Here is a 19,419-nt window from a genome sequence, read left to right as displayed (position 1 = left end):
TGTACTACAGGAGGCAACATATGCCAACATTTAGTGCTCAGAACATCAGCTTTCACTTCGACAACGGTGAAGCACTTTTCACACAGCTATCTTGTTCAATGACCAAACGTCGCGTCGGATTAGTCGGACGAAATGGCATCGGAAAATCTGTTTTCACCTCGATATTATCAGGGGAAATAGCCCCGTCTGATGGCACGGTTACCAAGCCGCGTTCCTATGCTCTTTACCGACAACAAGATGACGAACTATTAGCTCAAACGAGTTCAATTGCCCGCTACTTAGGAAAAGAGAGCATTCTTGATGCGATCAAACAGATTGAAGCAGGGAGCTGCGATGAAAAGTGGTTCAATCTTGTGGGTGAACAATGGGACTTAGAGAACAAACTCTCACAACAACTTAGCGAATTGGGGCTACCTGCCAATCCCTATTTTTGCTGCTCAAAGCTAAGCGGCGGCCAACTGGCGCGATTACAGCTTTGGCAACTATTTGACAGCGAGGTTGAGCTGCTGATCCTCGATGAACCATCCAATCATCTTGATAGACAAGCCAAGCAATGGCTGATTCACGCAATGAAAAACTTCCCCGGTTCGATACTGCTCGTTAGTCATGATCGAGAACTACTCAGAGAAGTGGATGAAATATGGGAAATGTCCCAACTCGGCCTGCAAACCTTCGGTGGCAATTACGACACTTACGAAAAGCTTAAGCGTGTTGAACTTCAGGCCGTTGAAAGGCAACTGAACAATGTAGAAAAGATACAGAAACAACTCATTGAGCAAGCGCAGAAAAACAAAGAGAAAGCCGAACAAAGAGCTTCTCAAAGCAATAAGGCACGCAAAGATGGTAGTCAGCCTAAAATCTTACTGGATGGGATGAAAAACAGCGCTGAACGACGCCTGGCCAGTCGCAATAAAAATGAACAATTGCGAATGAACCATTTACAGCAAAAAGGCAGCGCGCTCCGCGAAAGACAAGAACAGCTCAAAACGCAGAAAATCTATTTAGTGGATGGACAAGCCAGTAGCAAAAAAGTGCTATCGCTACTAGACGTAAAGCTAAAATACGGCTGTGCCGAATCACTCACCTTGCAAGTTTTTGCTAACGATAAACTGCATCTAAAAGGTGGAAACGGCAGTGGTAAATCGACCTTACTTAAAACGCTCCAAGGTCGATGGCCAATCGAATCCGGAGAGTGCCAAGTCAACACCCCACTCTACTACCTTGACCAGCATTTTAACGTCATACAGCCACAGCTCTCGATGCTCGACAATCTAATGTCCCACTGTAATGGGATGAAGGAAAGTCATGCGCGTACATTACTGGCTGGGATCGGATTTCGCCGTGACAGCGTATTTCGATTAGGATCGGCACTTAGTGGCGGAGAAAAAATGAAATTGGCGATGTTGATCGTCAGCCATCAGCCTAGCCAACCCTTTTTGCTGCTCGATGAACCAGACAACCACCTCGATCTTGAGTCGAAGATCAATTTAGCCAGCGCATTAATACACTATCAAGGAGGATTCATTTTGATCAGCCATGATCATGATTTTGCATCTGAATCCGGGGTAATCCGCGAAATAACATTAAGCTAAACGGTAACTGTATAGCAGGTAAGTTCTATTCTATTCGCACTTACCTGCTTACTGCGAGTGCGATAACTCGCCGTGTTTGGTAACATCTCAAGCTGTTCTCTTGCCAAACGAAGTTGATATACATGAGAAAATTCTACGTGGTTGAAATCGTCACCACTCAATCGAAAAAAACGAAGCAAAGCTACCCGACACTTGCGCTATGCGAAACATGTGTCGGCAAGCATTTTGTCATTAGCGAAGGGGAAAGAACCTACCAAGCTTGCGCTGAATGCGGAGAAGACGATTAGTAACCACTTACTCTATCTTGTCGCCGCGCTTGGTATTGTCTACAATGCGTCACCTTAAATATATTGCAGGTCATAATCATGAGCGATAACAACGCTAAGCCAGAGTTGCCAGATCACCTTTCAGGTAACCCACGTAGCCCACACTTTGTAAAAGAGTGTTTTGAGCACCACATCGGTATCCGCCTAAACGGTACAGAGCGTACAGATGTTGAAGAGTACTGCGTGAGTGAAGGTTGGGTAAAAATCCCTTCACCAAAAGCAAAAGATCGCTGGGGTAACCCAATGCTGATCAAACTAAAAGGCGAAGTAGAAGCGTTCTACAAATAATCCTCTTAGTGATAATGATTAATCGTTTAAAAGACAGCCTAGTGCTGTCTTTTTTGCCATTTAGCCCCTCAGTTTTTGTTCAAACTCATGATATTGAGCACCTTTGTTGATTTTCCTCTCAGAAGCGATAGAATTCCATTCGCTTAATTGCAAACGTTTAATTTATTCTCAGGGCGGGGCGAAATTCCCCACCGGCGGTATTCCTTAGCTATGTTCAGTTTAAGGTGAGCCCGCGAGCGCTCGATTCGTCGAGGTCAGCAGATCTGGTGAAAACCCAGAGCCGACGGTTATAGTCCGGATGAGAGAGAATGAAAAGACATCACCATACTCTGTATGCCGTGGTGCATTTCGTTTTAGCTGGAGTTCATTTATTGAGGCTCCGGTGCTCATGCATGCCCTGATTCTGGTGATATTTAGGAGTTAACCATGAATCAGTCATCACTTCTTGCCAAATTTGGCGACCCAATTACACGCGTTGAAACCGCACTCGTAGCCTTAAAAGAAGGCCGTGGTGTTCTTCTTCTTGATGATGAAGACCGTGAAAACGAAGGCGATATCATTTACTCGGTCGAGTCTTTAACTACCGCTCAAATGGCCCTAATGATCCGTGAATGTAGCGGCATCGTTTGTCTCTGTTTGCCAGAAGAGCAAGCAGACCGTCTTGAGCTCACGCCTATGGTCCAAGACAACAACAGTGCCAATCAAACCGCATTTACGGTCTCTATTGAAGCCAAAGTTGGTGTCACTACAGGCGTATCGGCACAAGACCGTGTTACCACCATTAAAACAGCCGCGAACCCAACAGCGCAAGCGTCAGACCTAGCACGTCCTGGTCACGTATTCCCACTACGTGCGCGTAAAGGCGGCGTTTTAACTCGTCGTGGTCACACTGAAGGCACTATTGACTTAATGCAGATGGCAGGTCTACAGCCAGCAGGCGTGCTGTGTGAAGTGACAAACCCTGATGGCAGCATGGCAAAAGCGCCAGAGATCGTTACCTTTGGTAAGCTGCACAATATGCCAGTATTGACCATCGAAGATATGGTGATATATCGCCAGCATTTTGATCTAAAACTGGCTTAAAACCGCGCTTAAACTAGGCGAGCCCATCTCGCCTAGTCATTGTTATTCTTTTCATTATCCCCGTTACTCTTCTCACTTCGCATACCCAACAATATCGGACTAAACTTTTAGCTTAGACCTACGCCAATATTTGAGGGCTCATGGAGAACAAGGCCGAATCACCTGACGACTTAATGCTCATCATTGAAGATGATGACCAGACGGATTTACCTGCGCTACCCTCTCATACTTGGCGTATTCTTGTTGTCGATGACGATGTTGGTGTCCATGAAGCGACAAAGCTTGCGCTCAAAGGCTTGATTGTTGAGGATCGGCCCCTTGAACTGCTCCATGCTTATTCAGCCCAAGAAGCTCAGCAATGCCTGACAAGTGAACAGGATATTGGCGTGGTACTACTGGATGTCGTTATGGAAACAGAGCATGCAGGCTTAGATCTGGTCGAAATCATCCGTGAAGAGCTAGAACTTAAAGCGATTCGAATCGTCTTGCGCACAGGTCAACCGGGTTATGCCCCTGAAATGGAAACCATTCGGCGCTACGACATCAATGATTACCGAACCAAACCAGAGCTGACTCGTATTCGTCTCTTTACCATACTGACCAGTGCGATTCGAGCCTACAAGCAAATACGTAATCAACAGATCATGCGTCAAGGACTCGAAAAAGTCGTCCAGGCCAGTACTGAACTCGCTCACTTGCACGGTCTAAAAATGTTTGCTGAAGGAGCGGTTAAACAGATCAGCGCCATTATCCAAATCGAACCTGACGGTCTAATCTGCGTTCAAGAACCTTCTGGTAATGAAGAAGATCGTGCGAAAATTATCGCCGCTGCCGGGCGCTATAGTAAATTTGTTCACTCGCCACTCGACACCCTTGATTCACATAAGATCAGAGAGTCGATCATGCGCTGTCTAGACAGTCGGACTAGCCTGCTTGAAACAGGGCTGACTCTCTATTTCTCCACCGAACAAGGCCGAGGGTTAGCCGCTTACGTTGACATTCATCGGCCCCTTGAAGATATTGACCGCCACTTACTTGAGGTTTTCTGTGCCAACCTCTCTGTTGGGTTTGATAACGTATTGCTATATAACAAATTGGAAGAGCAAGCGTTCACCGATTCATTACTTCGCATCCCAAACCTCAATAGCTTGCTTCGCTACCAACTATCCAACCCTACGCTGAACCGTTCTTCACTACTGGTTTTAGTCGATATTGATGATTTCTCAGCATTCAATGACAGCTTTGGCCATAAAGTGGGAGACTTACTACTCAAAGCCGTTGCTCGCCGACTCACTTTGGCTTTTCCAAACTGCTTTATTGCACGCGGAGGCAGCGACGTATTCGCTTTGATTGGCAGTGCCGATGAAATGGATACGCATAGCATTCTCAATGTCTTTGATGAGAGTTTTTTCATCGACGACCAACCGTTCAAAATCATGGCGAGCGTCGGTGAGGTCGAGTTAAGTACCGAGGATAATTCATGTCTTTCAGAGCGCTATAAAGATGCTCAAGTCGCTTTAAAACAAGCCAAACTCCACCACCGTGGCTCAGTGATTCACTTTTCTAAAGACATGGGGCAATGTGCGAGAGATCGTATGCTGTTGCTAACCGAGCTCAAAGAAGCCTTGGACAATAATGCCCTTTTCCTGATGTACCAACCTAAATATCACCTCGAATCATTAAGGCTAACAGGGGTTGAAGCACTGCTTCGCTGGCGTAACAAGAAAGGAGACTTAGTCCCTCCTGATCAATTTATACCGCTGGCCGAACAATCCGGCATGATGATTAGCATTGGTAAATTCGTACTCAAGCAGGCTTGTCAGCAATTCCACCAGCTTCTCCATAATGGTTATCCTGGTATCACGATCGCGATTAATGTCTCCCCGACTCAATTAGACGAGCCTGACTTCTGCGCCAATCTGAAAAACGCGATGCAAGAAAATAACATCCCTCCTGAGCAAGTTGAGGTCGAGGTCACCGAGACCATCGCCGCCAATAATCTCGATGACATCCAGCAAGCCTTAAACCGTGTTAGAGCGCTGGGCTGCAAAGTGGCCATTGATGATTTCGGCACTGGGTTTTCTTCACTCAGCATTCTTCATACCTTACCTGCGACACGACTAAAAATTGATCGCACTTTCGTTGACGCTATGGAACAAGATGACAGTATCGCCAAAATGATCGTCAACTTGGGCCAGACACTAGGAATGGAGATCACAGCAGAAGGGATCGAAACCCAAGCTCAGTACGAACAATTAAAAGCCTTTAAATGCGAAGAAGGACAAGGCTGGTTATTTGCAAAAGCAATGGAGCTTGATGAGCTCATCGCATTCTTAGCCAAGCCTATGCAAAACGACTAAACGGAAGGGGACTTTCATGAAAGATCCGAGACCGACCCAAGAAAGCAATCAAAATAGTGAACACTCCCAAGAACATATCAGCTCAAAAGCCCTTATATTTCGCCACCGTTTAATGCTCTATGGTGCTTTGGCGTTAATCGTTCTACTGACTTTGGGCAACACACTGTATCTTAGTAATCAAATTCGTTCTCAAGTCGTTGCAGAGCAGAGCCATGAAGCGCTTGAAAGTATGTTGTCATTGAATAAGACCATTTCTGTATCGTTAAATCATATCGACACTATGCGTAACGCGATTGAAACGGCTTACCTTTACCCAGAGATTATCCCGAGCAAACAATCATTTGAGTATCTCAACCAACTATCGCCTAACGCTCCAATCAATGCACCTTGGAACAACTTACCCGAACAGTTACGCAATACTGTTGGTCAACTCTACCTTCGCTCCAACGTTAGAGACTACTCTTTCGATGCGCGGACTCTGCTTTTAATAGCCTCCGAGGTCGTCTCTACACACCAACAACACGACGGTTTTCAATGGAGCTACTACTATGATGCGGAACAAATACTTACCTATATCTACCCATGGCTTGGGGCAGAAGACATTCTAGCCGCCACCGGAACCGATAATATGGACGCAGCTCTGGATGTTATCTTCGAAGCAGGCGGCACCTTTCCTCTTGAACTCATAAATCCGAGCGCCAACCCTAGCAAAGAGAAAGTCTGGACGACACCTTATATGGACGCCGGTGGCAAAGGTATGATGATATCGCTACTTGCCCCAACCTATATGGACGACAAGTTTGTTGGCGCAGTTGGCACCGATATTACTCTAAAAGTGCTGGATAAAATCATTACCGACAAACCACTTGAATTGGCAAGACTTGCCATTGTTGATGAGCAAGGTCGGGTGATTGGTGATAGTGGTGGTAGCCTGAAAGGTAAGACTGAAGCAGTCACTCAACAAGAGGTATTGTCATTTGTCATGGTTGGTGAAGCGCATCAGGCAGAACATGCGCTTCTCAACACAACCCCGCTCGGATATTGGGCATCTTACCAGCTGCCCAATACACCCTGGCGGTTGGTATTAGAAATCTCCAACAGTGATATTCGCTCGCATACCTTCCAAACTCTATTACCCAACCTGATCATGGCAACGGCATTCACCTTACTACTATTGCTGGTCGTGCTCTATCAGCATTGGAACTTCAGCAAGCCCGCATTAAGGTTGGCTCAATTCGTCGAAGAGCTGCCAAGTAATTCCAACCTCATCATTCCAACCATTCCTTCCAAATAGGTCATATTGGTTTAAACGAGCGGCGAAAACTGAATACGATCGTCGCGAACACTTAAAAACCATTGAGCAACAAACTCGCGAACTCGAACAGAGAGTCGATGAACGAACAATCGAACTTAGACATACACTCGAAGTTCTGGAAGCGACACAAGAGGAACTGGTACAGGCCGAGAAACTCGCCGGACTGGGCTCACTCGTCGCAGGGGTCGCTCACGAACTCAATACCCCGATTGGTAACGCTATGGTGGTCGCAAGTAGCCTCAAAGACACCAATCAACATTTTGTCGAATCGATACAAGAAGGACTGAGACGTTCAGTGCTCGACAGTTATATTGAGCAAAGCTCCGATTCTGTAGACAGTATTGAACGTAACCTGCGCCGTGCCGCTGAATTGATTTCTAGCTTTAAACAAGTTGCCGTTGATCAATCAAGTTATCAACGTCGCCCGTTCGTTCTCGACGAGATCTTACACGAGATAACAGTCACCATGTCTCCAAACCTAAGCAAGAATCAAATTTCTTTAAACGAAGAGTGTGAAGCCAACATTCAAATGGACAGCTATCCTGGCCCCCTCACCCAAGTCCTGATGAACTTGCTCTCGAATGCGATCGTTCATGCGTTCTCGGAGCAAACTGACAAAACCGTTACGATTCGCGGTCAATTGATCGATGCTCAAGCGGTACTAACCATCACAGATAACGGTCAAGGTATAGAACAAGAACACCTACAAAAGATCTTCGACCCGTTCTTTACTACCCGTTTGGGCCAAGGCGGCTCTGGGTTAGGTCTGAATATCGTTTATAACTTGGTGACGGGCTTACTAGGCGGAGCTATCAATGTCACGAGTGAACTAAACGTTGGCACTTGTTTCACGTTAACGCTCCCATTAGAGGCTCCTCACGAAGTAGAAAATGAAACCGATAATTCATAGATTTGGTAGCGGAATGTAGCAAGTATTCAGTCTCTTTGACTAAAGGGCTATCAGCCAGCGCTGGTTAACCCTTTAGCCAAAGATAACTGTAGTAAGGAACTCGGTTTAAGCGCTCATTGGTTGGTTTCGCTGTTGAGGGTGCTTAGATTCCGACAAGGCAAATATCGCCAGCAATACGATGGCGGTTAATGAGCCCGCAAGAGAGACATACAATGTGCTGTAGTAGTTAAATAGCTCACCAACCACACCAACAGAAAGGCTCGCCACTAACATACTGACATTAAGCATGTTGGAGAAAAGCGTTGAAGCCGTACCTAAGCGGTCTTTCATCATATCTTGCAATACGACCATGCCAAGAGTGGCGCAGACACCAATGAAAAAGCCATTGAGCACTTGAGCCATCAACATAGCGACAAACGTAGTATGGCTGAGCATGACAGAATAGAAGGCAACGCCACTGACAAGGCCCAGCATTAGCAACTTAATCGTGCCAAAGCGCGCTGCCAGTTTACCCGCACCAAGCATCACTGGAATCTCAAACAGAGCCCCGGCGCCGAACAGAAAGCCCAACCAACTTGGGTCAACTTTCAACTCTTGCGATAGATAGAGCGGCATACTGGTGATGTATAAATTGTTCGCCGCAAAAGCAAAGACAACAACCAAACAATACAGCGCAATCAATCCATTCGATGTTTGGCTTGTGGTCACCGTTTCTTCTGCTGTTGAATCCTCTTTGACCACGCCATTTGGCAGGTACTTAGCAATCACCAAAATAGATAGACTGACAATCACAGCAGAGACAGAAAATGAAGCGTTGTAACCAAAAGCCGCTTTGAGCATAAATGCCATTGGTGGACCAAATACCCAAGCAATCGCTATTCCCGCACGCATGGTTGATAGAAAGGTCGTACTGTCTTTCATATGGCGATCACCATACTCACGACCTAATGCAAATAGTTGACCGAAAGAGGCACCACTGACACTGCCGAAAACCGTCGCAATGGTGATGGCTAACCAATAGTCTCTTACCACGATAAAACTAGAGATGGTAATTAAGTAGCAAGTCATCGCCACAAGGAGAATCGTTTTTCGTTTCCAGTTGCGGTCAGATTGTCTTGCTAACAACTGAGATACCACAACCGCACTCACCACCGCCATCACCATATACAGGCTTAACATCATTGGCGATGCACCGAGCTCTTCAACAATAAAAAGACTCGACAAAGGGTAAAAAAAGGCCCCACATAATCCAGTGACAAAAGCAGTAATAATAAACAACATCGCTGTTTTATCTTTAAACATAGTAGGGCTCCTTTGAGTAAGTGTGTGAGGCTACAGTCTACGCAAAGATATGCGGTTAGATTGATAGTATTCGAGCCACCTCTGATACTAATCCATCAACTTATCTTTCACCTTTGACAGAAAAGCAACAATTGCACTAATCTTGACGGCGAAGTTAAGGGAGAGCCTCAATGAAACCGTTCATAGAAAATGTGATGGATACGCCGAGCAATGATTGGATTGTTCGTGAATATCATTGCCGAGTAAAAAAGGAAGAGTTTGCTTGTTCTTGGCACTATCACACTGAGTATGAACTGGTTCTTTACCAGGATCCTGAATGTGTGTTTAGTGGCAATTACTTTGCCGGAGACGCAGTAGGTTCAGTCCACCATAATACTCTGCTGCTTTATGGACCGGGGCTGCCGCATATGATCACCGGTCAAATCAACGGATCAGAAGAAAAGCCGCACCACTCAGTGATTGTATGGCTGAAACATCATTGGATAGAGAAACTGCAAGCCACCATTCCTGAGGCTCGCAATATTAAACGTTTACTTGAAAACTCAGCCTATGGCATCAAATTTAGCTCTGCTATATCGCAGCAGGTCGCTGAACGACTCAATGGTATTGAGCAAGTCGAGCGACAATTTCAAGCCATTCGTGTCATTGAAGTACTGCTGTTGATCGCCAATGATGAGGAGTCTTTACGTTTATCAGCCTCTCCATACCGTATCAGCCAAGTATCGGGCAATCGAGAAGCGCAGCAGAAGGTCCAACTGGCAACGCGTTATATCGAAAACAACTACGCCGAGACGATTCGAATTTCTGATCTTGGCCGTCATTTACATATGAGTGAAAGCTCCGCCTATCGTTTATTTGAAAAGCACTACGGCGTGAGCTTTTCCGATCACTTGAAACAATTTCGCATTGGTAAAGCCTGCGAATTGCTCGCTAGCACCTCGCAACCTATCGCTCTCATTGCCGAGAAAACTGGCTTTCAGAATCTGTCTAATTTCAACAGGCAGTTCAAAACCGTAAAAGAGATGACCCCTACCCAGTTTCGTAATCGATTTCAGTAAGTTAAAAACTGTCGTAAAGAAAAAACGCCTCAATTATTGAGGCGTTATGGGAATTGCAAGTCGGGGATTATTGCCTACTAGGACATTTGGACAGAACCTAAACAGTTGACTTGCACTACTCCAAAAATCGACAACTCTATTCCTTGATTCCGCGAATCTTCACATTACGTCGGCGCAAGATTTCCAGCGTGAGCAACAACATGACCGACATACAGATCAGCAATGTCGCCACGGCGAGAATGGTTGGGCTAATTTGCTCGCGAATACCCGACCACATCTGTCTAGGTACGGTTCTTTGCTCAACACCAGTGATAAACAGCGCTACTACCACCTCATCAAACGAGGTACCGAAAGCGAATAGACCGCCGGAGATCATCCCCGGGCGAATCAATGGAAAGGTCACATGTCTGAAGGCATAGACAGGATTTGCACCAAGACTATAAGCGGCTCTCACCAAGCTATGATCGAATCCGCTTAGAGTTGCAGTCACAGTGATCACTACAAAAGGAGTTCCTAATGCAGCATGTGCGAGCACTATGCCTGTGAAGGTTTGTGATAAATCTAAACGAGTGTAGAAAAAGTACATCGCTGCAGCAGAGATGATCACCGGAACAATCATTGGTGAGATAAGAAACGCCATAATCGCATTACGAAACGGGACGTTATTGGCCGCTAATCCCATCGCTGCCAAGGTTCCGAGTATCGTCGCGACAATCGTTGCACTCACGGCGATTAAGGTACTGTTTTTAAGTGCCATCAACCATTGGCTGTTGGTAAACATATCGACATACCAACGCACCGAATAGGCTTCAGGGTCAAGGCTTAACATCCCTTCTGTAAAGGTAAAGTACGGCGTGGCATTAAACGAAAGCGGCACAATGATCAGGATTGGCGCAATAAGAAACAGAAACACCAAAGTGCAAAAAACTAGGTAGCTCGCGTAACCCACTCGCTCGCGCATATTACAATAAGCTGGCAGTGCCATGGTTAACCTCCTACCTTGATGTTATTGATACCGACAATGCGGTTAAACAGATAAAACAGCACTGTCACCACCGCGAGCAATAACCCGCCAAGCGCCGCTGCCATGCCCCAGTTCAAAGAGGTTTGCATGTGATAGGCGATCATATTGGAGATCATCTGCCCGCTACGCCCACCCACCAACGCGGGAGTGATATAGAAACCAATCGATAAAATAAATGTCAGTAAGGCCCCTGCTCCTACACCGGGCATAGTCAGTGGCATATAGACTTCCACAAACGCCACTGAAGGCGTTGCACCTAATGATCGAGCTGCGCGGAAGTAACTCGGACTAATCCCTTTCATCACACTATAAAGCGGCAAGATCATAAACGGCAGTAAGATATGAACCATAGCCACTATCGTGCCAAAGGTGTTGTGCATCATGGCTAAGCGTTCACTGGTGATCCCAAGCCAAAGCAACAAGTCATTCACCACGCCCTGATTTTGTAACAGTACAATCCAAGATGTGGTACGTACCAAGAGCGAGGTCCAGAACGGCAGTAGCACCACAATCAGTAACAAGTTGGCCTGCTTATCTGGAAGGTTTGCTAATAGATACGCCACTGGATAAGCCATCACCAAGCAGATCACTGTGATCACCAGCGACATACCTAAGGTTTTAGTAAACAAGTCCACATATACCTGTCTTGTTTCTGGCTGTGCACTTATTTCGCCATTGGCGTCGTAACGTAAATCAAGCGCAGCTAGGTAATAGCTCAAAGTGTAGGGGGAGCTGAGGTTTTTCAGCGCGGCCCAATATTGCGGCTTAGCCCAGCGTTTATCGAGCTTTTTAATCTCTTCAAGGCTTTGCGGCAGTGATTCTAGCTTAGCGAGCTTTCGCCCTGTTTTCATGAGTAAGCTGCGCATACCAGAAACTTCGATATTCATTCGGTTCGCGAGCTTAGGCAGCGTCTTATCTTGATAACGTTGTTTAAGCTCCCCCATAAAGGTTTGCTGAATCGATAAGCTTGGTAAGCCTTGGTAATCCCACTCTTTTATCGCACTCGATGATTGAGGGAATGCTTTCGGCAGCGCATTGTTGTCGACACTTCGATAGAGCATTTCTGCAATAGGAAAGGCAAACGTGACACAGATAAAACAGACCAAAGGAAGAATAAGCAAAATGGATCGAATCTGTTTTTTTCGCTCGGCACGTTTGAGTTGAGCTTTGAGGCTATTGTCCGTTCGCACTAGCTTGCGCTGCAATGACAAAACCGAATTTAGCCCTGTTAGTTCACGACTCATGCGGCTACCTCATGCTCAGCTTGCACTTTCTGACAATCAAGCGCATGGCAGTCTTGGCTCAGCCAGCCGATGGTATACTGGCGACCTGCTACGAAGCTACGTTCACCATGACTGTCGTTAGGCACCTTAACCACAATGTCACCCACACCAGCAATCTCGACGACTAAACGGTGGTGATCACCATGATAAATTAGCTCTCTTAGCAATCCGGTGAGTTCGTTATCACAACTACCCGCTTCAGGCTCAACAACGATCTTCTCCGGACGTACAGATAACAAGGTAGGCTCGCCAACGCCGGCCACTTTTACCGGTTTGGCAATAATAGCCAGATCGTTAACACTCACTGTGCAGCGATGTGAATCAAGCTGAGAGACGACGCCTTTAATCTGGTTATTCTCGCCAATGAACTGCGCAACGAACGCATTGCTTGGTGACTCATAAAGATCCGTTGGAGAAGCGAGTTGTTGCACGGCTCCATTATTAAACACCGCGATACGATCAGACATGGTTAGAGCTTCATCTTGATCATGGGTTACGTACAACACTGTAATGCCAAGCTTTTCATGCAGCCGCTTGATCTCTAACTGCATCTGTTCACGGAGCTGTTTGTCCAGTGCCCCTAATGGCTCATCCATTAACACCAACTTAGGTTCAAACACCAAAGCACGGGCTAATGCGACGCGCTGCTGCTGACCTCCAGACAACTGCTTAGGGTAGCGGTTAGCAACATGAGAAAGCTCAACCATCTCTAGTACTGACGTCACTTTGCGCTCAACATCATCTGCCGATAACTTACGCACCTTCAATGGAAACGCGAGATTCTCAGCAATCGTCATATGCGGAAAGAGCGCGTAGTTTTGAAACACCATGCCAATATCACGCTTATGTGGGGCAAGGTTATTCACCGGGGTGCCATTTATATATATTTCGCCCTTAGTCGCGGTTTCAAACCCGGCTAACATCATCAAACAGGTTGTCTTACCTGAGCCTGATGGACCAAGCATAGTGACAAACTCCCCCGGTTCAATCACCAAATTGAAGTCCTTAACCACTAGGTTTTCACCATCATAGGTTTTCTGTACGTGTTGAAAGCTCACGTATTCCTTCTGCAGTGCCATTGCGCATCCTTTTTAATAGCAATATGTCTGGCAACCCAAATAGGTAAAAGGCTTAACGACCTAATAAGCCGTTTACATAGATGGATTAAGGGCAAGGCGAACCTTACCCTTCACTAAGCAACTCTTTGTGAGTTACAGCTTGTATTTCGATAAGTCAGGGCGAGTCGCAATCGCCTGCTCAACTAAAGCAATCACTTGTGCACGCTCTTCACCTTTAAGGTTTTGACGTGGTGCACGAACCTGCTCGCTACCTCGCCCACACACCTGCTCCGCAAGCTTGATGCACTGCACCAATGTCGGAATCGTATCTAAACGCAGTAGTGGTAAGAACCAACGGTAGATCTCTAATGCTTCAGCGTAACGGCCTTGACTTGCTAACTTATAGATCGCTACTGATTCAGCAGGGAACGCATTGGTTAGACCCGAGATCCAACCTGTTGCTCCGAGCATCAATGATTCGAGGGCAATATCGTCAACGCCACTAAATACGGTGAAGCGATCATCAAAACGGTTGTATAGCTCTGTAATGCGGCGGGTGTCAGTTGTTGACTCTTTAACCGCGACAATGCTTTCGCACTCAGCCAACTGAGCCATCATGTCGAGAGAAACATCAACGCCATAAGAAACAGGGTTGTTGTAAATCATGATTGGCACCTCTGGCGTCGCTTCTGCCAACGTGCGGTAGTAATCAACGGTTTCACTGTCTGAGGTGCGGTAGACCATTGCAGGCATCACCATACAACCGTCAATACCAATCTTATGCGCGTCTTGCATGTAATCAACAGCAGCCGTCGTGATAGATTCTGCCGTCCCTGCAATAAGAGGAACTCGGCCTGCTACCACTTCTTGCGCCGCCGCTAGCACTTGACGCTTCTCTTCTGGGTAGAGCGCGCAGTTTTCACCTACCGTGCCCAAACAAATAATGCCGTTAACACCATCGTTAATCTGGTTATCAATCACCGTTTGAGTGGCATCTAAGTCAATGCTCTGGTCCTTGCGAAACTGTGTGCTGACTGCTGGGTAGACACCTTTCCAATCTACGTTCATCTTTTACCTTCCATTTGTATATTGTATGCAATTTAAAATTACGGCCGAAACCGCGATAAATGAGGATTTCCCTCAAAATTTAAGAATCTCTTTTTGGGTTAGAACAAACTTAACTGCAGCGAGATCGGCGAGTGCACTGCCGACTGATTTATATAACGTGATTTCCTGTGGTGAATGTCGTCCAGAGTGGGTTTGAGAACATAACTCTGGCAATTCGGCTTGAATCTGTTGCTCAGCAAACACGCCTTGTTCGATCGGGATAAGTAAATCACCCGCCTCTGCTAATACGTTAATTTTGCTATCAACGAACACGCTAGAGCGTACAACGGTCGACGTATCGCATTCGCGCTTGTCTTTGTCGTGATTTCCAATCAAGTCAACGTGTGTTCCAGGTACCAACTGAGTACCATCAAATAGCGCCTTATTTGAACCCGTGACGCACGTAATGATGTCGATGTTTGCTAATGCACTGGTCACATCATCCACCACCTCAACATCAAACTGATTTTCTAGAGGGAGTGATTGATATTCATTGCTCGATAAAATGGTATCGATTGTCTTGCGGGCTTTTTGCTTATCGCGCCCCCAGATCAACACCTTTTGAATTGGGCGAATCGCGGCATAGGCATAAGCCATATAAGGGGCAAGATTGCCTGTACCACAAATAAGTAAGCGACTCGCATCCTTACGCGCTAAATAGTCCGCCGCCAACGCAGATGCCGCAGCAGTGCGCCAAAACGTCAGCACTTTGCCATCCAATAACGCAAGTGGCTCACCATTAGCGCGATCAAACGCTAAGATTTTTGATGCAAGACTGTCTTTTCCTTCCTGATAATTCTGCGGAAAGTAAGTAAACGCCTTAACAGTAATCAGTGATTCACTCCAAGCAGGTAGCAATGCAAACGCATCGTAGCTGCCCTCTTCTAACGGCATCACTCTGCGCTGAGGAATGGTTGACTGTTCCTGATAAGTTTGGCGCATTGATTCAATCAAACCTTTCATCGATAGGCTTTTGACAATTTGCTGCGCATCTAGATTGATCATTGAATATTCCTTTTAAGGAGGCGACCAATCTCGCCTCCACTTTAGAACTAAGGGTTAGTTAAGAAGCCATGTGTTGAACTCTTCATTCAGTTCATCGGCGTAATCTGACCACCACTCATCATCAATCAAAAATGCAGTCTGAAAGTTGTTCGGAGCGGTCGGCAAGCTGGCTAAAATCTCAGGGCTAATTTGCGCTGAAGACGATTTACGCGTAGGGCCATAAGCCACGTATTTCGCTTGGTCAGCCAGTGGTTTGGTTCCTGAAGAGAACTTAATGAAGTCTAGCGCTTGCTCTAAGTTCGGGCTGCCTTTTGGAATTGCCCAGCCATTCATGTAGCCCAGTTGGTGATCCCAAATGATTTTGAACGGCTGCCCCTCTTCTTGAGTGGCACTGTGGATACGACCATTAAATGCAGACGCCATCACAACTTCTTTGTCAGCCAGCATTTGTGGCGGCTGAGCCCCCGTTGTCCACCACACAACTTGTGGCTTGATGCTGTCTAACTTAGCAAACGCACGAGCTCTACCTTCTGGGCTTTCAAGGGTTTCATAAACCGCTTCTGGTTTAACGCCATCAGCGATCAATGCCCATTCTAGATTTCCTTGTGGCATTTTCTGTAGTGCTCGGCGTCCAGGGTATTGTTCAAGATCGAATAGATCCGTGAGCTTGGATGGGAGTGCTTTACCTTTAAATGCTTCTTCGTTAACGGTCAGCACCGTGGATACCACGATGGTATTGACTGCACATTCATGGATCGCGCCAGGGATGAAATCTTCTTTCGCAGGGGTGCCATCATCTCCTGCCGGTAAAATGCTAGGGTCAACCGTTTCCAATAGTCCTTCTGCACAGCCGCGGACAATATCTGGCTTATCAAGCGACACCAAATCCCACGTAACATTATTCGCTTCTACTTGAGCTTTAATTTCGGCAAGGCCACCACTAAAGTCTTCAGACACCAGCTCAACACCTGTCTTCTCAATGTAAGGTTTGTGGTACGCCTCTACTTGGCTTTTAGTAAATGCGCCTCCCCATGATACGACCGTTAATTTTTCGTTCGCGTTGGCGATATTGATCGTTCCTAACAGCATGCCTGAAATCATCAGTGCGAGTGGTGTCATCGTCTTTCTTGACATGATTTTTGCTCCTTGTTGTTGTCACATCGGGAGTGTTCCCGAAATTATTGGACGCCCAGATACCGCTGTTAGGCATCAAATCAAATTCTTTATCCAATCAATTTCTCATTAACTTTTAATTAACATAATGCGCCCGTATATTTTATACAATATTTAATTTTAAAATTTTTTAGCAAAAGCGATCTAGCGCAAACGGCGAAAGATTAACCGATGGATTGGTCTCATTATGAAGCTGTGAAATCAGCGATGCAGTGATTGCGGCTTGTGTTAAACCGAGATGTTGGTGACCGAACGCCAGTAGTACTTTTCCACCTAGAACTTTATCGATAACCGGTAGAGAGTCAGGTAAAGAGGGACGATTTCCCATCCATCTCTCACCGGCTGAATCGAGTTCACATTCTGGTTTCAATAGCCCTGTTGCAAGCCCTTTGAGCATCTTGGCACGCTGCATATTTGGTGGAGAATCTATGTCCGCATACTCGACGGTTCCTGCCAACCTTAGCCCCTCTTCCATCGGGGTCATAATGAATTTTCTATCCGCTGAGCTAACGGGAAATGGTAAACAATCTTTCAAATTTGCTACCATTAAATGGTAACCGCGCTCGGCCTGAAGAGGGATCTTAACCCCCGTTATTTTCTTTATCAGTGGAGCCGATTCTGCACCTGTCGCTATCACGACTTTATCGAACTCATGGCTGAGCGACGGCGTCACGACGACGCCCATGTCGCCATCAAAAAACACATCATCGACTTGTTCTTTAATCCACCGACCTCGCATCGAATTAAATACTTCAGCCATCTCAATACACATTCTATAAGGGTTTGATGTATGTCCCGTGTCAGGAAAGAACACCCCTTTCTTAACAGTATCAGATAACGAAGGAAGCTCTTCACGTAGCCTATCTTGCTCCCAAACTTGGCAAGTTACGCCTTGCTCACGTAGCCTGTTTAACGTTGAGCGATAGCTATCAAACAGTGACTCACTTTCAAAGGTCAACAATGAGCCTTGCATGGTAATAAGCTCTGATAAACCAACTTCGCCAAGCAAATCAAACCAACTTTCCATAGCAACACTGTTTAACGTAGTCAGTGCTTGAGTGGCATGCTCTGAAGTGTTTTTTCTCGCTTTTAATAAGAACCGAACCATCCAAGGAAGTGTACAGTGGATATCTTGAAATCGAACCGATACCGGACTGGTTGGCGACAGCAACATTTTAGGTATTTGAGGTAAAAGAGCAGGCGTTGCTAGTGGAAAAACTTGCTCCGTTGCAAAGTGGCCTGCGTTACCTTTAGAGCACCCTTCTCCCGCACCGCGCTTATCGAAAATGGTGACGTTTTCACCCGCTAACTGCAGCTTTAGTGCAATACACAATCCAATAACACCACCGCCAACCACGGCGATATTTTGTGAGATTGATGATTTATTGTTCACCATTTATTTTGCTCCTTATCACGTTTCAAAAACAAAATTGTATAAAATATACTTAACATCACGATAACATCCCATTTCACTACTTCAACTAATTTCTTATTCAAGGAGCGAGAAATGAGACAAGGAACCTTCTTCTGTATTGACGCACATACCTGCGGTAATCCAGTTCGATTAGTTGCAGGCGGCGTGCCTCCGCTAGAAGGAAAGACGATGAGCGACAAGCGCCAGTTTTTCCTCGAACACTATGATTGGATCCGTCAATCGCTCATGTTTGAGCCTCGCGGCCATGCCATGATGTCAGGATCCGTGGTGCTACCACCTTGCAGTGACAATGCGGACGCTTCAATTCTGTTTATTGAAACCAGTGGCTGTTTACCTATGTGCGGTCACGGCACGATCGGTACCGTTACCTCTGCGTTAGAGCACAAATTGATTACGCCGAAAAAAGAAGGTCGATTGATCCTCGATGTACCAGCAGGACAGATTGAAGTGCATTATCAGCGCGATGGGGAAAAGGTCACCTCAGTAAAGATCTTTAATGTCCCGGCTTATCTTGCCCACCAAGATGTCACGGTTGAAGTTGAAGGATTAGGCGAGATCACCGTTGATGTTTCTTATGGCGGTAACTACTACGTTATCGTCGATCCACAAGAAAATTACCAAGGGCTAGAACACTACACATCTGACGAAATCCTCATGCTCAGCCCTAAAGTGCGCGAAGCGGTCTCTCAAGCCGTTGAATGTATCCACCCTAATGATCCGACTGTTTGTGGCGTCTCTCACGTGCTTTGGACTGGGACACCGACTCTGCCGGAATCGAGCGCCAAAAATGCCGTGTTTTACGGTGAGAAAGCCCTTGATCGCTCACCTTGTGGTACAGGCACCAGCGCGCGCATGGCCCAGTGGTATGCCAAAGGCAAACTCAAACAAGGTGAAGACTTTATCCATGAAAGCATCATCGGCAGTTTGTTCACTGGACGCATTGAAGGCATTACTGAAGTCAATGGACGCGCGGCAATCCTGCCAAGTATCGAAGGTTGGGCGCAAGTTACTGGCCACAACACCATTTGGGTCGATGACCAAGACCCGTATGCCTACGGATTCGAACTGAAATAAACCCAATTACCCCCATATTTAGGAAA

17 protein-coding genes and 1 riboswitch are annotated in these 19,419 nt (G+C 46.3%); of the genes, 9 read left to right on the top strand and 8 right to left on the bottom strand.

Translation table 11 applies throughout. The annotated features are described in order from the left end of the window. Window positions 1-20: 20 nt before the first annotated feature. The 7 genes from ELS82_RS02100 (at window position 21) to ELS82_RS26865 (ending at window position 7,874) form a co-directional block, all read left to right on the top strand. Window positions 21-1,592, top strand: coding sequence for an ABC-F family ATP-binding cassette domain-containing protein (locus ELS82_RS02100; protein WP_134834007.1), 1,572 nt, complete (start codon window positions 21-23; stop codon window positions 1,590-1,592). Window positions 1,593-1,714: 122 nt separating this feature from the next. After that, window positions 1,715-1,879 carry a hypothetical protein gene (locus tag ELS82_RS26245; protein WP_167489201.1) on the top strand — a complete coding sequence of 55 codons (165 nt, stop codon included), beginning with the start codon at window positions 1,715-1,717 and terminating at the stop codon, window positions 1,877-1,879. 78 nt (window positions 1,880-1,957) lie between these two features. Next, window positions 1,958-2,206, top strand: coding sequence for a DUF3297 family protein (locus ELS82_RS02095; RefSeq protein ID WP_134834006.1), 249 nt, complete (start codon window positions 1,958-1,960; stop codon window positions 2,204-2,206). A gap of 160 nt (window positions 2,207-2,366) precedes the next feature. Next, window positions 2,367-2,520: riboswitch (FMN riboswitch) on the top strand. 112 nt (window positions 2,521-2,632) lie between these two features. Continuing rightward, on the top strand, window positions 2,633-3,289 hold the full coding sequence (gene ribB / locus ELS82_RS02090; RefSeq protein WP_134834005.1) for a 3,4-dihydroxy-2-butanone-4-phosphate synthase: 657 nt from the start codon (window positions 2,633-2,635) through the stop codon (window positions 3,287-3,289). A 140-nt stretch (window positions 3,290-3,429) separates the two neighbouring features. Beyond that, a complete protein-coding gene (locus ELS82_RS02085; protein WP_134834004.1) occupies window positions 3,430-5,649 on the top strand; it encodes a putative bifunctional diguanylate cyclase/phosphodiesterase in 2,220 nt (739 codons plus the stop codon). Between the two features lie 16 nt (window positions 5,650-5,665). Continuing rightward, window positions 5,666-6,943 carry a PDC sensor domain-containing protein gene (locus ELS82_RS26870; protein WP_244230741.1) on the top strand — a complete coding sequence of 426 codons (1,278 nt, stop codon included), beginning with the start codon at window positions 5,666-5,668 and terminating at the stop codon, window positions 6,941-6,943. A 241-nt stretch (window positions 6,944-7,184) separates the two neighbouring features. Continuing rightward, window positions 7,185-7,874 (top strand): sensor histidine kinase, encoded by a 690-nt coding sequence (locus ELS82_RS26865; protein WP_244230740.1) that lies wholly within the window; start codon window positions 7,185-7,187, stop codon window positions 7,872-7,874. A gap of 105 nt (window positions 7,875-7,979) precedes the next feature. On the opposite strand, the gene ELS82_RS02075 is transcribed toward ELS82_RS26865, so the two are convergent. After that, the gene (locus ELS82_RS02075) at window positions 7,980-9,176 is read right to left on the bottom strand and encodes a sugar efflux transporter (RefSeq protein WP_134834003.1); all 1,197 of its coding nucleotides are present in this window, start codon (window positions 9,174-9,176) and stop codon (window positions 7,980-7,982) included. A 170-nt stretch (window positions 9,177-9,346) separates the two neighbouring features. Between ELS82_RS02075 and ELS82_RS02070 the strand changes: the two genes are divergently transcribed. After that, window positions 9,347-10,234, top strand: a complete 888-nt coding sequence (locus ELS82_RS02070) for a helix-turn-helix domain-containing protein (protein ID WP_134834002.1) — start codon at window positions 9,347-9,349, stop codon at window positions 10,232-10,234. Window positions 10,235-10,370: 136 nt separating this feature from the next. Here ELS82_RS02070 and ELS82_RS02065 read toward each other — a convergent pair whose 3' ends face one another. The 7 genes from ELS82_RS02065 to ELS82_RS02035 all read right to left on the bottom strand — a co-directional run bounded on the left by ELS82_RS02065 (window position 10,371) and on the right by ELS82_RS02035 (window position 18,280). Further along, the gene (locus tag ELS82_RS02065) at window positions 10,371-11,219 is read right to left on the bottom strand and encodes an ABC transporter permease (RefSeq protein WP_134834001.1); all 849 of its coding nucleotides are present in this window, start codon (window positions 11,217-11,219) and stop codon (window positions 10,371-10,373) included. Between the two features lie 2 nt (window positions 11,220-11,221). Further along, window positions 11,222-12,502, bottom strand: a complete 1,281-nt coding sequence (locus ELS82_RS02060; RefSeq protein WP_134834000.1) for an ABC transporter permease — start codon at window positions 12,500-12,502, stop codon at window positions 11,222-11,224. Continuing rightward, window positions 12,499-13,620: an ABC transporter ATP-binding protein gene (locus ELS82_RS02055; RefSeq protein WP_134833999.1), complete on the bottom strand. Its 1,122-nt coding sequence runs from the start codon at window positions 13,618-13,620 to the stop codon at window positions 12,499-12,501. Before ELS82_RS02055 ends, ELS82_RS02060 begins: the two co-directional genes overlap by 4 nt. A gap of 132 nt (window positions 13,621-13,752) precedes the next feature. Continuing rightward, window positions 13,753-14,667, bottom strand: a complete 915-nt coding sequence (locus ELS82_RS02050) for a dihydrodipicolinate synthase family protein (protein ID WP_134833998.1) — start codon at window positions 14,665-14,667, stop codon at window positions 13,753-13,755. 72 nt (window positions 14,668-14,739) lie between these two features. After that, window positions 14,740-15,711, bottom strand: coding sequence for a bifunctional Delta(1)-pyrroline-2-carboxylate/Delta(1)-piperideine-2-carboxylate reductase (lhpI, locus tag ELS82_RS02045; protein WP_134833997.1), 972 nt, complete (start codon window positions 15,709-15,711; stop codon window positions 14,740-14,742). A gap of 54 nt (window positions 15,712-15,765) precedes the next feature. Next, complete coding sequence (locus tag ELS82_RS02040; protein ID WP_134833996.1) at window positions 15,766-16,845, bottom strand: polyamine ABC transporter substrate-binding protein; 1,080 nt, start codon at window positions 16,843-16,845, stop codon at window positions 15,766-15,768. Between the two features lie 169 nt (window positions 16,846-17,014). Then, window positions 17,015-18,280, bottom strand: a complete 1,266-nt coding sequence (locus ELS82_RS02035) for an NAD(P)/FAD-dependent oxidoreductase (protein WP_134833995.1) — start codon at window positions 18,278-18,280, stop codon at window positions 17,015-17,017. Between the two features lie 111 nt (window positions 18,281-18,391). Here ELS82_RS02035 and ELS82_RS02030 point away from each other — a divergent pair, with 111 nt between their 5' ends. Continuing rightward, the gene (locus tag ELS82_RS02030; protein WP_134833994.1) at window positions 18,392-19,393 is read left to right on the top strand and encodes a 4-hydroxyproline epimerase; all 1,002 of its coding nucleotides are present in this window, start codon (window positions 18,392-18,394) and stop codon (window positions 19,391-19,393) included. Window positions 19,394-19,419 lie beyond the last annotated feature (26 nt).

It is taken from the genome of Vibrio ouci (genome assembly GCF_004551525.1).
Taxonomy (GTDB): Bacteria; Pseudomonadota; Gammaproteobacteria; order Enterobacterales; family Vibrionaceae; genus Vibrio; species Vibrio ouci.
This window is presented reverse-complemented; position numbering and strand designations above follow the sequence as displayed.